Genomic DNA, 13,521 nt, shown 5'->3' on the forward strand with positions numbered 1-13,521 from the left:
GTTTTTACTCTCTATAATCGTCAATTGCTCTTTGATATAAAGCTTCATATTTAGGCAGTATATTTATGATATCGAACTTTTTAGCTACTTCTAAAGCATTTGCTTTAAATTGTTTTAAAATAGTGTCGTCTTTAAGAATTTTAATAGCATTTGCAGCCATTTCATCTACATTTCCCACATCACTCAAATATCCTGAAAATCCATCAAAATTAACTTCCGGTAAACCTCCTGAATTACTCGAAATCACAGGAACTCCACAAGCCATTGCTTCTAAAGCAGCTAAACCAAAACTTTCTGTTTCTGACGGAAGTAAAAATAAATCAGTCAGACATAAAATTTTATCAATTTCATTACTATTTCCAAAGAAAATTACCTTTTCATAAATTCCCAATTCCATGCACAAAGCTTCTGCTTTTTCTTTTTCAGGACCATCACCAACCATCATTAATTTGGCAGGCATTTCTTTTTGGATATTATAAAAAATCTTAATAATATCCGGAATACGTTTCACCTTTCTAAAGTTACTGATATGCGTGATAATACGTTCGTTTTCCTTCGCCATTACAGAACGGTGACAAGGAGCCAGAGGATCTTTTCGCATTTTATCCAATTCAATAAAATTCGGAATCACTCTGATTTTATTCTTGATTTTGAACAATTTCAAAGTATCATCTTTCAAACTTTGAGAAACCGATGTCACATAATCTGATTTATTGATACTAAAAGTCACCGCAGGTTTATAAAACGGGTGATTTCCTACCAGTGTAATATCAGTTCCGTGAAGCGTTGTAATCATCGGAAGATTAATTCCTTCATTCTTAAGCATTTGCTTTGCCATGTAACCCGCATACGCGTGAGGAATTGCATAATGCACATGCAGCACTTCTATTTTATACAATTTCACCATATCAACCAATTTGCTTGACAAAGCCAATTCGTAAGGCTGATAATGGAAAAGAGGATATTCAGGAACGTTTACTTCGTGATAATGAACATTAGGATTCAAAAGTGCCAACCTAACGGGCTGACTATAAGTAATAAAGTGGATTTCGTGTCCGCGTCTGGCTAATTCAAGGCCTAGTTCTGTAGCAACTACACCACTTCCGCCAAATGTTGGATAACAAACTATTGCTATTTTCATGTATTAAATTTAATACTACGAAAGTACTCAAAAATAGCATTTAATCGAAGATTTACATTGTTAGATTTTTGTGAATATTAGATGTTACAGATTATTAGATTGTTAGATCGCAGACCAAATCTGATCTTTAGATTATCAGATTCTTAGATTTTTTTTATGCAGGATTTAATTTATAATCAGAGCGATCCAAAAGTTCAGCAAACAAAACAACTCAAAATTCATAACTAATAATTCATAATTTTTTATCAGTAGCAGAAAATTTATTTTCAAAATAAACATTCCACCCGCTGTCCGTTATATCTTTTATGGTGAACCCCACCATAAAAGGATATCACTCCCATCGGGGCTAAATTAGAGGTTTTTGTTTTCAAAAGACCCCCTCTTCAATAACCTTTGTCAAAGTAAAAAACTTTAACAAAGGTCTTTCGCAAAAGTTTTCGACAAAGCTGTCATTGCGAGAAACGAAGCAACCACATTAAGTTATTCTATAGTTTCTGTGTAGTCCCTACAGAACATTTGGGTTCGGTCGCTTTTTTTTCTACCAACATATAACTCCTAACGGAGTATAGTTTGTGTATATTTAAGTGTTTTGAAAATTGTCCAAAATTCATTTGCATCAAATCATTTGTATCAAATTCAATTCTATCAAAATATACCTCGTAGAGGTTAAATGTCGGTAGAAAAAAATATAACGCTCCGATGATAATTGTCGCGTAGGGACTACACATAATCCTATAATCTTAACTCAAAATAATGTTACATCTAGCAATAAGATTGCCTCGTTCCTCGCAACGACAAGTATGCTGAAAAAAGTAAACCCTACAGGTTTTAAAAACCTATAGGGTTAAATAGGTAAAAACAAAAAAAGCGCAAAATCTAAATTTTGCGCCTTTGATATTATATGAATTTCTCTTAGAAAAATCTGCTGTGCCAGCTATCGGCAGCAGGAACTTCCCAGGATTCGTTGTATTCTTCGATATTATTTACAAGATTATTAAAAACAATCGTATTCTCCGAAACCGATTTATCCTTAACCATTTTCTTAAAATCAATTAATGGCTTGTGAGCGATATGTTCACCAAGTTTAAAAGTAACGTTCATTTTATCTAACAAATCAACGTTATATTTTTTCTCTAAACTCTGAATAAATTCCACCGAACTATCTATGGAACATCCTGTAGCTGCTTGCACATCCTGATTTACAGCCAAAATAATGAATCGGTTGTATTTAAGTTCGTACGAAGCTTCTAAACTTGTTCCGTGGGCTGCCCAACCTTCAACAAAAGCTTTCAGGTCAGTTTCTATTTCAGAAAATTCTTCCTCAGAAAATTTTCTGTTTGATTGATAAATCCAAATTTTGGACTCACCAGGTAAATCTTCAAAAGGTATATACATTTTTAATTGTTGATTTTAGATTGTTGATTTTAGATTTGGAAGAGTTTAGGTTTCAACCTCTGTACCTCTGTACCTCTGAACCTTTGTAACTTTGAACCTTTGTAACTTTTGAACCTCAGATTAAAGATCCTGCGCATTAGCAATTAACTCAGCAATATCCATCACCTTCACTTGTCCTTCTTTTTCCTGATGTTTAATTCCATCGGTTAGCATTGTATTACAAAACGGACAACCCGCTGCAATAATATCCGGTTGAACTTCAAGTGCATCTTCTGTACGCAATACATTTACTTCTTTGTTTCCCGGTTCAGCATCTTTAAACATTTGTGCTCCACCTGCTCCACAGCATAAACCATTTGCTTTTGAGCGTTTCATTTCGACTAATTCAACATCTAGTTTCTGAATTAAATCTCTTGGCGCTTCATATACTTTATTGGCTCTTCCTAAATAGCATGGATCGTGAAAAGTTATTTTTTTTCCTTTAAACTGACCTCCTTCAACGGTTAATCTTCCATCATCAATTAATGACTTCAAAAATTCAGTATGGTGAATTACATCATACTGACCTCCTAATTCAGGATATTCATTTTTTAAAGTATTAAAACAATGCGGACAAGCGGTTACGATTTTTTTAGCTTCATATGCATTTAAAACCTCGATATTCATCATGGCCTGCATTTGAAACAAAAATTCATTTCCGGCGCGTTTTGCAGGATCTCCGGTACAACTCTCTTCTGTACCAAGAACTGCAAAAGAAACATTAGTACGATTTAATATTCGCACAAATGCTTTTGTAATTTTTTTTGCTCTATCATCAAAACTTCCCGCACAACCCACCCAAAACAAAACTTCTGGTTGTTTTCCTTCGGCCAGCATTTCTGCCATTGTTGGTACTACTAAACTTTCTGACATCTTCTTTTGTTGTTAAATCGGTTAATTGTTTATTTGGTTAATCGCTCTCATGAAGAACCTTTTTTTCTAAACCGTAATTTTATTGTTAAATCGGTTAATTCTTTATTTGGTTAATCGGTATTGAAAACAACTAATAAGACCAATAATTTAAAAAACCGAACTTTTTATTTTTTACAATCGGACAAACGGTTAAACAAATAACCAGTTAAACCATATTATTGTTCAATCGGTATTGAAACACACGAATAAACGATTAAACAAACAGCCAATTAAACTATCTTAATTCTCATTTTTCCAATTCAATCTGTCTTGCTGATTGTATTGCCAAGGTGCTCCATTATTTTCAATATTTGTCATCATTGCATTTAGTGACATTGGAGCAGCACTTTGTTCCATCACTAAATAACGACGCATGTCCATAATAATTGATAATGGACTAATATTTACGGGACATTCTTCAACACAAGCATTACATGAAGTACATGCCCATAATTCTTCGGGAGTAATATAATCGTTTAATAATGTCTTATTATCAGGAACAAAAACACCTTTATTAGCATCAATGTTTTTCCCTACTTCCTGCAAACGATCTCTTGTATCCATCATAATTTTACGAGGAGACAATTTTTTACCTGTTTGATTTGCCGGACATGCTGATGTACAACGACCACATTCTGTACAAGTGTAAGCATTTAGCAATTGAACCCAGTTTAAATCCTGAACATCACTTGCTCCAAATTTAGCCGGTGCAGCATTTGCATCAACCGGAGCCGCTGCAAATGGATCTGCATTTGGATCCATCATTAATTTTACCTCTTGTGTTACCGATGCTAAATTATCAAACTTCCCTTGCGGGTTTAAGTTTGCAAAATAGGTATTTGGGAAAGCTAAAAGAATATGTAAATGTTTAGAGAAGTACAAATAGTTCATAAAAACTAAAATACCTGCAATGTGCAACCACCAGAATACTTCAAACAATATTACGACCAATTCATTCGACATTCCGTTAAATATTGGTGCAATAAACTGACTTACAGGAAAACTTCCTGCCGTATGAAAGACTTTACCAGGAACGTTTTGCAAATGAAAATCAGCTGCATTCATCAGTAAAAACAATGTCATTAAAACCATCTCAAAATACAAGATGTAATTTGCATCACTTTTAGGAAAACCTTTTAAATCAGGATTAATAAAACGTTTTAATCGTATAATATTTCTTCTGATCCAAAAAACTGAAACAGCTACCAGAACCAAAAGTGCCAATATTTCAAATGAAGCAATTAAAATATCGTAAACTACGCCCAAATAAGGCGCAAAAATTCTGTGTGTACCAAATAAACCATCAATGATGATTTCAAGTAATTCAATATTTATGATTATAAAACCCAGGTAAACGACAATATGTAATACGCCCGCTACGGGACGTTTCACCATTTTAGATTGTCCAAGCGCAATCAAAGCCATATTTGCCCAACGTGCCTTTGGATTGTCTTTTCGATCTACATCGACTCCTAAATTAATGTTTCGGATAATTTTTTTTACACTCGTCGCAAAAAAACCAAAACCAGCTATCAGAAGTATAGCGAATAAAATATTGTCTAAATAACTCATTCTATAATATTAATTATTTTTTGTCAGTAGTTGAACTTGCATCTTCTGCCGGTGCAACGTATGGTTTATTTTTCTTTCCGAAAAGAGAAACATTTACATAACGCGTTGGATAAAGGCGAACATCCTGTAATAATAACTCCAGCTCTTTTGAAGTTTTAGAAAGGTTATTGTACAAGGCATCATCGTTTAATAATTTACCCGCAGTACCTTTTCCTGAGTTTAAGTTGCTCATAATACCATCTACTTTAGCCAAAGTTTTGTTCAGGTTTCTGACTGTTTTACCTAAATCAGCTTTGTTTAAAGAGTCCGATATTTTATTGAAATTGCTTGACATTTTATTAAAGTTTGTCACAACTCCATTAATTTGACCTTTATTAGTATCTAAAATAGAGTTTAAACTTCCTGAAGCTCTGTGAAATTGCTCCATTGTCTGGCTTAATTCTGCTAATGATTTTTTTAGATTTTCCTGTCCTTGCTTGTCCAAAACATTATTTAAGCCGGCAACCAGCGTATTAATGTTAAGAAGCATTAGATCTAATTTTTGCTGAATTGGCTCAATTTTACCTCCAAGAGATTCTGTTAATCCTAATTCTACGGCAGATTCAAGAGTCTGCCCGTCAACAGCAGGATCTTTATCTTCCAGATTAGGTAAAATCTTAATCTGTTTTCCGCCAATTAAACTTGGAGAATATAAAGATGCTTTACTTGTTTTTGAGATTGGAAAATCTGTTTTTAACTGAAGTTCAACTAATAATTTACCAGTTACTTCATTAATTGTGATTTTAGTCACTTTACCTACTGTAAGACCATTTATAGTTACAGGTGCAGATTGTGACAAATCCTCAACATTATTATATTCAACATATAATGTTTTATAATTTGTAAAAAGGTCCTTGCCTTTTAAAAAGCTATAGCCCCAAATAAATAATAAAATAGACGCAATGACTAATATAGCCGTTTTAATTTCTCTTGTTAGTTTCAAAATTCTAAGTGTTTGTACAAAATTAATATAAATATTCGAACTAAAAGCTATTATTTAATAGCGTCTTGAATATTGATTTTCTCTCCATCTTTATTTGCAATTAGAAAAGCAGCTCCATATCCTTTATTTTTAGCTTCTTCCAAATATTTTTTAGCAGTTTCATAATTGGAAGTTTCCTGATAGAAATATTTGTAAATATTGTTTTCATACAACATTGTTACATTTTTCAGGCCTTTAAAGTTTTTAGGTTCGAGTGGTGTTTTTTTAATACTGGCAATAAGCTGAACTTTGAAGAAGATTCCTTTTGGAGCATTTTTAGCCGCTGCAGCACTTTCTACCACCTTTGCTTTTACCGGAGTAGAGGTGTCTTTTGCTGGTCTTGCATCTGGCACTTCTGAAGCTCCTGAACCAAAATACTCTTTTTTATAACTAATAATAGCTTCGGCAATAGCTTTTGCGATATCGTCTTGCCCTTCTTCAGAATTTAAAATATTTCCTTCGGTAGGATTGGAAACAAATCCGGTTTCAATTAAAACTCTCGGCATATACGCTTTATGAAGTACCATAAAAGGAGCTTGCTTTACTCCGCCTTGTCTTAATTTTTTTCCAAGTTTTTCAAAATTATCTTCCACTTTGCTTGCCAGTGAGATACTATTATCTAAATATTCTTCCTGCATCAAAGTCATTCCAATCATTGATTCAGGCGAATTAGGATCGTAACCTTCATATTTACGTTTATAATCTTTCTCTAATGTAATTACCGAGTTCTCTTTTTTCGCAGCTTCAAGATTCGATGCTACTTTACTTAAACCCATTACGTAGGTTTCAGTTCCGTCAGCAGCCGTATTTTTGTTTGCGTTACAGTGAATTGAAACAAAAATATTAGAATTTGCTCTGTTCGCAATATTGGCTCTTTCGACCAAATCAATAAAAACATCTGTTTTACGAGTGTAGATAACATTGATATTTGGGGTGGCTTCTAAAATTTTACCAACTTTTAAAACAATAGCCAAAGCAATATTTTTTTCGATCCGTCCGCTATAAACAGCTCCAAAGTCATGATCACCGTGTCCGGCATCCAGTGTTACCTTAAAAACATTTGACTGGCTATAGGCACAAAAAGACAATATCGTTAGAAAAAAAGTAAATATTACTTTAATTTTGTTAAATATATTCATAAATCTAAAAGTTAATTTTAATAAAACGTAACACCTATAATTTTTACAATTGATTATTTTTGACAAAAAATTATATGTAAGTTTGACATGTCAAAAAACAAGCCATAATTATACAAAAATAGCATTTAAACCTTTGCATACAAACTTATTTAATATCGTTTTATTATCATTTTTCCTATCATTAGGATGTGGTAATTTATATTCGCAAGAGATAAAAAACAAAAAAAAGCCGTTACCTGCTGCAAAACAAACAGATAAACCTAAAATTACTGTTGCAGATAAAGCGCCGGCTCCAATTCTTGATACCATAAAGTTAGATACCGTTAAGCCTAAAAAGAATTTTTTAGATGCTGTTACGAAGTATAAAGCTAAGGATTATGCTAAATATGACAAGAAAGCAAGAACGCTGACTTTATATAATGAAGCGGAATTATACTATAAAGATGTCGAATTAAAATCCGGAATCATTGTATTAAATCTGGAAAAAGATGAAGTTTATGCAGGACGTATAAGAGATTCGGCAGGAGTTTTAACACAATATCCAAATTTTAAACAAGGGGCGAGTGAAGTTCAGCCGGATTCTATCCGATTTAATTTTAAAACTAAAAAAGCATTAATTTACAATTCAAGAACGGAACAAGGCGAATTTAAAATCAAAGCCGCGGTTACTAAAAAAGAAAATGATTCTGTTTACTTTTTAAAAGACGCGCGTTTTACCACTGCAAAAGATATTGACGATCCCGAATATTATTTCAGAACAAACAAAGTAAAATTTGTTCCTAATAAAAAAGTTGTTGTGGGTACCACTCAAATGGTTATTGCAGATGTACCTACTCCATTAATATTGCCTTTTGCCTTTTTCCCAATGACTAAGGAAAAAAGTATTTCAGGAATTATAATACCTAGTTACAACGACTCGAATACCAGAGGTTTTTCATTACAGAACGGAGGTTATTATTTCGCTTTAAGCGACAATTATGACTTAACGGTTTTAGGAGATTATTACACAAATGGTAGTTACGCCATGCGATTTGAATCAGCATATGCAACAAGGTACAAGTATAGGGGAAACATTAATATTCGTTACGAAAATCTTATTAACAGTGAACGCGGTTATCCTGATTATAGTAAAGAAAAGATTTATAATATTCAGTGGTCACATTCAAAAGATACAAAATCAAATCCTAATTCAAGTTTTTCTGCTTCTGTCAACATGGGTAGTAGTAAATACTTTAAACGATCTATTAATCAGGCAAACGTGGGATCGAATTTAAATAATACTTTAAATTCGTCTATCTCCTATAATAAAACTTTTAACACCATTCCACAGGCGCGTTTTTCATTAACCGCGACACATTCACAAAATACGCAGACAGAGCAAATTCAAATGACTTTGCCGGCTTTGCAAGCGAGTGTGGATCGTGTATACCCGTTTGTAGGGAAAGATGGCGTTAAAAAAGGTTTCATAAAAAATATCAACTTACAATATAATTTAAGCGGAAAAAATAATTTCACCACAACCGATTCATTATTTTTTAAGCCACAAATGTTTAAAGATGCACAAATAGGTATGCAACACAGTATCCCTATTAGTACGAATTTTAAAATATTTAAATATTTTAGTGCGGGAGCATCCACAAACTTTCAGGAAACCTGGGTTACAAAAACTATTGACCGAAATTATGATATAGATCAAAGTAAGGTTGTTGACAAGACCGTAAATGGATTTGACGCATACAGAACTTATAATTTCAGTACGAATTTAGGAACTACTATTTATGGTACTTTTAACTTTGGAGATGATAAAAGAATCCAGTCGATTCGTCACGTCATGAGACCCACAATTACGTATTCATATACGCCTAGTTTTGACCAATATTACAACAATTATACGGTTGATGCTTCCGGAAGAATTTCTAATTATTCACGATTTGACGGTGGTATTTTTGGTGCTCCCGGAAAAAGTAATTCAAATATTGTATCATTTGCTTTAAGCAACACTTTTGAAGCTAAAGTAAGAGACAGGGACAGCACAAAAACAGAACCTAAAAAGATCATGCTGCTGAACAATTTAAACTTCAGCACAAGTTATAATTTTGATGCTGACGGAAAAGAAACTTTAGCGTGGCAACCAGTTCTTGTAAGTGGTGGAACTCAGCTTTTTGATAATAAGATGAATGTGAATTTTGGCGCAACATTAGATCCATACGCGATTGATAATGGCGGAGCCAGAATTAACACTTATAATATTGACAATGGCGGAAGTTTATTTAGAATGACTAGTGCTAATATGACTTTAAATTATTCATTCTCCAATAAAGGCGGAAAGGAAGAAAATAAACAGAGTGAACGGAATGGTGGTCGTAAAGATGATTTATTTGGAACAAATACGGATTTAAATGACAGCAGGAACAGTCAGTTTGCAAACGAAAAAGACGAGGATAAAGAGGATGTGATTACAGAATTTTTTAATTCTAAAATTCCATGGGATATGACAATGGCTTATTCATTAACATATTCGAATGTAAACCGGGAAAATAAGATCACAGGAAACTCTATTATGGTATCGGCAAATATGGACATTACGCCAAAATGGAAAGGCGGGGTTTCTACCGGTTATGATTTTGTGCAAAAAGGTGTTACGTTTACTCAATTCCGTTTTGAAAGAGATTTATTAAGCTGGAGAATGGCTTTTAACTGGACTCCACTTGGTGTTAACTCTAACTGGAATTTCTTTATTGGGATCAAATCCGGAATGCTTAGTGACATTAAATGGAATAAACGAAGCACTTCAAACCGATAAAAACATCATTTAAACCTTTAATTTTTTATCGTTATTATGGAATTAGATTTTCCAGATTTAATCTTAATTTCATGATTTCTATTAAATTATAATGCTTAAAGTTAATATTTCAAATCACTATTATTATGAAAAAAATCATTTTTACAGACAAAGCACCAGCTCCTATTGGTCCATATAACCAGGCTGTACTATCAGGAAATACGCTTTATGCTTCTGGTCAGATTGCTATAAATCCAGCTTCGGGAGAACTTATTACAGATAATATCAATGATGAAACTACTCAGGTAATGCAAAACATTGCTGCCATTTTAGAAGCTGCAAATATGACTTTTGAAAATGTTGTAAAAGCAACCATTTTTATTATGGACATGAATAATTTTGGAGCAATAAACACTATTTACGGTTCTTATTTTGACGAAAAAACCGCTCCTGCACGTGAAACTGTTCAGGTTGCCTGCTTGCCTAAAAACGTAAACGTTGAAATTTCTATAATCGCTGTACAATAGCGTTTAAAAATAATTGTGCCGTTGCCTCATTTGTAGCCAGCGGCACATTATGAACATCACATATCCTGACGAGCATTTTAATATCAACTTCATGAGCGTTTGTTACTAAAGGATCTGTGAACATAAAGACGATATTAATTTTTCCTTCTGCTACTTTTGAAGCAATCTGAGCATCGCCACCCATAGAACACGGAAGCATCTTTTTTACTTTAAATCCGGATTTTTCCGCATTTCTTCCTAGTATTCCTGTTGCAATAAGTTTTACTTTATCATGTTGAAGCGTGATTCCGTTTTTGATTAAAAACTGAATCATATCTGCTTTTTTATTATCATGAGCAATAATTGCAATTAAAGTTTGTTTTTTCATGATTCAGCGATAAATATTACATCAAATTTACATTAAAAAATGAAAGAATATAATTACAAGTAAATCAAAATCAAATATTTACCAATACAACAATAAAACCACTTCAATTCTATTTTTATAGTAAATTAATAAGCAATAAAAAACCGTTTCAATAATGAAACGGTTCTTAATATATTTAAAAATGTGAAAATCTATAATTGCAATGCGACAGCATTTAGTAATAACTGAGCCGAAGCTTCGTTTGTTGCTAAAGGTACATTGTGTACGTCACAAACACGAATAAGCATATTAATATCGACTTCGTGGGCATGGCTTGCAAGTGGATCTTTAAAAAAGAAAACCATTTGTGTTTTACCTTCGGCTACACGCGCAGCAATTTGCGCATCACCTCCCATTGGTCCTGAAAGCATTCTTTTTACTTTAAATCCGGCATTTACTGCTTTACTTCCGGTGGTTCCTGTTGCAATCAGCCTAATATTTTCCTGAAGCAATAAGGTTTTGTTTTTGTTTAAAAACTGAACCATATCTGCCTTTTTACCATCGTGAGCAATAATAGCAATTTCCATATTTACTTTTATTTATTGATTAGCAACATGATAAGCAATCAATCCGTCAATAGGTCTTCTTAAAACATTTCCTAATTGAAGTTCGTATTTATCAAATGTTTCCTGTAATTCATCTTTCAGATAAAAAGCAATAGAACCTACAAAATGAACTGGAACTTCTTTGCAATTATCAAACTGCTTGATATAGTTTTTCACGAAAGATTTCATCCCTTTAAAGATGATTTTTCTGCAAAACTCAGTGTCTTTATGTTTGATTAAAAACTTAGCGAAAGTGGCTAAATAAGCATTCGGATTTGGTTCTTTATATAACTTATTCTTGATAAAATCAGGATCTAAATCATATTCTTTTTCAAATTCAACTGCCAGTTCTTTAGGCATTTTATTGAAATAATATTTTCTGATTAATTCTTTTCCAAACACATTTCCACTACAGTCATCCATAACAATGTATCCTAATGACTGTACTTTTTGATGCAATACTTTTCCATCAAAATAACTACAATTAGAACCGGTTCCCAGGATGCTTACAATAGCTTCTTCTCCTTTTGGAGTAGTTGCATAAACTGCTGCGTACGTATCTTCGTGAACTTCAACAATAGCATTCACGAAATATTCCTGAAATATTTGCGAAAGCGCTGTTTTCATTCTGTCAGTTCCACAACCTGCTCCGTAGAAGAACAAATGTGTGGCATTTTTTTTATTTTGTAAGATATCAAAACGGTCGTTCAATCGTTCAAGAATATCCGGAGCGTCAAGAATTTCAGGATTTAATCCTAAAGTTTGTGTCGTGAATAATACTTTTCCATTATCATCAATTGCAATCCAATCGGCTTTAGTAGATCCACTATCAACTATTAATTTCATTTTATTTAGTTTTTGGATTAGTTTTCTTTAACTAAATAAAAAGTGTATTTTTTACATTAATTAAAGACGTAACAAAATAAGAAAATCCCGTTATTTTGAGATAACGGGATTTTGCAAATATATATACTATTATTTCAAACCTGCAATATGCACAGATAAATCAATTAATTTAGAAGAATATCCGTACTCATTATCGTACCAAGATACAAATTTGAAGAAAGTAGAGTTTAATCCAATTCCAGCAGTTGCATCAACGATTGAAGTTCTTTTATCAGAAATAAAATCTTGAGAAACAACAGCATCTTCAGTATATCCTAAGATACCTTTCATTGTAGTTTCAGAAGCCGTTTTCAAGACAGCAAGAATTTCCTCGTAAGTAGTTTCTTTTGCCACTTTTACAGTTAAATCTACTACAGAAACGTCAGCAGTAGGAACACGGAAAGACATTCCAGTTAATTTTCCATTCAAAGATGGGATTACTTTTCCAACAGCTTTTGCAGCTCCTGTAGAAGATGGGATGATGTTGATGCTTGCAGCACGTCCACCTCTCCAGTCTTTTCTTGAAGGACCATCAGCTGTCATTTGAGTTGAAGTTGTAGCGTGTACAGTTGTCATTAAAGCTTCTTCAATTCCGAAGTTATCGTGGATAACTTTAGCTAAAGGCGCTAAACAGTTTGTAGTACAAGAAGCGTTAGAAACTACTAAATCTGTAGCTTTTGCAGTTTCGTGGTTTACACCCATTACAAACATTGGAGCATCTGCAGACGGTGCAGAAATAATTACTTTTTTAGCACCACCTTTTATGTGCTCATTTGCAGTTTCGATAGTTGTGAAGATACCAGTACATTCTGCAACTACATCAACATCAACTTCGTTCCATTTTAAGTCAGCTGGATTTCTTTCAGCAGTAATACGGATATTTCTTCCGTTTACGTAAAGTTTTCCTTCTTTAACTTCTACAGTTCCGTTGAAACGACCGTGAACTGAATCATATTTTAATAAATAAGCTAAGTGATCTACATCTAACAAGTCATTGATTGCAACAACTTCTACATTATCTCTGTTGAAAGATTCTCTAAAAACGATTCTTCCGATACGTCCAAATCCGTTTATTCCTAATTTTACTTTTGACATTTTACTTAATTTTTTTGCTTTTGTTTTTATTACACTAATAATTAAAGTCTAATTTCCTCACA

Annotated in this window: 12 protein-coding genes; 2 read left to right on the forward strand and 10 right to left on the reverse strand. The window is 33.1% G+C overall.

Annotation, left to right across the window (positions count from 1 at the left end; translation table 11 throughout):
• Positions 1-4: 4 nt before the first annotated feature.
• The 6 genes from bshA to KHA90_RS09655 form a co-directional block, all read right to left on the reverse strand.
• Entirely contained in the window at positions 5-1,141 is a 1,137-nt protein-coding gene (gene bshA, locus KHA90_RS09630; RefSeq protein ID WP_213298471.1) for an N-acetyl-alpha-D-glucosaminyl L-malate synthase BshA, read from the reverse strand.
• A 912-nt stretch (positions 1,142-2,053) separates the two neighbouring features.
• Positions 2,054-2,536: an ABC transporter ATPase gene (locus tag KHA90_RS09635; protein WP_083692817.1), complete on the reverse strand. Its 483-nt coding sequence runs from the start codon at positions 2,534-2,536 to the stop codon at positions 2,054-2,056.
• Positions 2,537-2,656: 120 nt separating this feature from the next.
• Positions 2,657-3,448, reverse strand: a complete 792-nt coding sequence (locus KHA90_RS09640) for a (Fe-S)-binding protein (protein ID WP_213298474.1) — start codon at positions 3,446-3,448, stop codon at positions 2,657-2,659.
• Positions 3,449-3,727: 279 nt separating this feature from the next.
• A complete protein-coding gene (locus tag KHA90_RS09645; RefSeq protein ID WP_213298478.1) occupies positions 3,728-5,059 on the reverse strand; it encodes a (Fe-S)-binding protein in 1,332 nt (443 codons plus the stop codon).
• A gap of 13 nt (positions 5,060-5,072) precedes the next feature.
• Complete coding sequence (locus KHA90_RS09650) at positions 5,073-6,041, reverse strand: MlaD family protein (protein ID WP_213298481.1); 969 nt, start codon at positions 6,039-6,041, stop codon at positions 5,073-5,075.
• Positions 6,042-6,091: 50 nt separating this feature from the next.
• Positions 6,092-7,219 (reverse strand): N-acetylmuramoyl-L-alanine amidase family protein, encoded by a 1,128-nt coding sequence (locus tag KHA90_RS09655; protein WP_213298484.1) that lies wholly within the window; start codon positions 7,217-7,219, stop codon positions 6,092-6,094.
• Positions 7,220-7,301: 82 nt separating this feature from the next.
• Here KHA90_RS09655 and KHA90_RS09660 point away from each other — a divergent pair, with 82 nt between their 5' ends.
• Positions 7,302-10,022, forward strand: a complete 2,721-nt coding sequence (locus KHA90_RS09660) for a putative LPS assembly protein LptD (RefSeq protein ID WP_379785327.1) — start codon at positions 7,302-7,304, stop codon at positions 10,020-10,022.
• A gap of 125 nt (positions 10,023-10,147) precedes the next feature.
• Positions 10,148-10,528 carry a RidA family protein gene (locus KHA90_RS09665; RefSeq protein ID WP_213298490.1) on the forward strand — a complete coding sequence of 127 codons (381 nt, stop codon included), beginning with the start codon at positions 10,148-10,150 and terminating at the stop codon, positions 10,526-10,528.
• On the opposite strand, the gene KHA90_RS09670 is transcribed toward KHA90_RS09665, so the two are convergent.
• The 4 genes from KHA90_RS09670 to gap all read right to left on the reverse strand — a co-directional run bounded on the left by KHA90_RS09670 (position 10,509) and on the right by gap (position 13,459).
• Positions 10,509-10,895, reverse strand: a complete 387-nt coding sequence (locus tag KHA90_RS09670; RefSeq protein WP_213298493.1) for a methylglyoxal synthase — start codon at positions 10,893-10,895, stop codon at positions 10,509-10,511. The genes KHA90_RS09665 and KHA90_RS09670 overlap by 20 nt on opposite strands.
• A gap of 191 nt (positions 10,896-11,086) precedes the next feature.
• Positions 11,087-11,461 (reverse strand): methylglyoxal synthase, encoded by a 375-nt coding sequence (locus KHA90_RS09675; RefSeq protein WP_213298496.1) that lies wholly within the window; start codon positions 11,459-11,461, stop codon positions 11,087-11,089.
• Between the two features lie 12 nt (positions 11,462-11,473).
• On the reverse strand, positions 11,474-12,325 hold the full coding sequence (locus KHA90_RS09680) for an N-acetylglucosamine kinase (RefSeq protein WP_213298499.1): 852 nt from the start codon (positions 12,323-12,325) through the stop codon (positions 11,474-11,476).
• 129 nt (positions 12,326-12,454) lie between these two features.
• The gene (gap, locus tag KHA90_RS09685; RefSeq protein WP_213298502.1) at positions 12,455-13,459 is read right to left on the reverse strand and encodes a type I glyceraldehyde-3-phosphate dehydrogenase; all 1,005 of its coding nucleotides are present in this window, start codon (positions 13,457-13,459) and stop codon (positions 12,455-12,457) included.
• Positions 13,460-13,521: the final 62 nt, after the last annotated feature.

This window comes from Flavobacterium psychroterrae, assembly GCF_018380615.1.
Taxonomy (GTDB): Bacteria; Bacteroidota; Bacteroidia; order Flavobacteriales; family Flavobacteriaceae; genus Flavobacterium; species Flavobacterium psychroterrae.

What these genes read in the sequence shown, in the direction of transcription:
- KHA90_RS09665 (WP_213298490.1), top strand. Translation starts at nt 10,148, where the DNA reads ATGAAAAAAATCATTTTTACAGACAAAGCACCAGCTCCTATTGGTCCA.
- KHA90_RS09675 (WP_213298496.1), bottom strand. Translation starts at nt 11,461, where the DNA reads ATGGAAATTGCTATTATTGCTCACGATGGTAAAAAGGCAGATATGGTT.
- KHA90_RS09635 (WP_083692817.1), bottom strand. Translation starts at nt 2,536, where the DNA reads ATGTATATACCTTTTGAAGATTTACCTGGTGAGTCCAAAATTTGGATT.
- KHA90_RS09655 (WP_213298484.1), bottom strand. Translation starts at nt 7,219, where the DNA reads ATGAATATATTTAACAAAATTAAAGTAATATTTACTTTTTTTCTAACG.
- KHA90_RS09670 (WP_213298493.1), bottom strand. Translation starts at nt 10,895, where the DNA reads ATGAAAAAACAAACTTTAATTGCAATTATTGCTCATGATAATAAAAAA.
- KHA90_RS09645 (WP_213298478.1), bottom strand. Translation starts at nt 5,059, where the DNA reads ATGAGTTATTTAGACAATATTTTATTCGCTATACTTCTGATAGCTGGT.
- bshA (WP_213298471.1), bottom strand. Translation starts at nt 1,141, where the DNA reads ATGAAAATAGCAATAGTTTGTTATCCAACATTTGGCGGAAGTGGTGTA.
- gap (WP_213298502.1), bottom strand. Translation starts at nt 13,459, where the DNA reads ATGTCAAAAGTAAAATTAGGAATAAACGGATTTGGACGTATCGGAAGA.
- KHA90_RS09640 (WP_213298474.1), bottom strand. Translation starts at nt 3,448, where the DNA reads ATGTCAGAAAGTTTAGTAGTACCAACAATGGCAGAAATGCTGGCCGAA.
- KHA90_RS09680 (WP_213298499.1), bottom strand. Translation starts at nt 12,325, where the DNA reads ATGAAATTAATAGTTGATAGTGGATCTACTAAAGCCGATTGGATTGCA.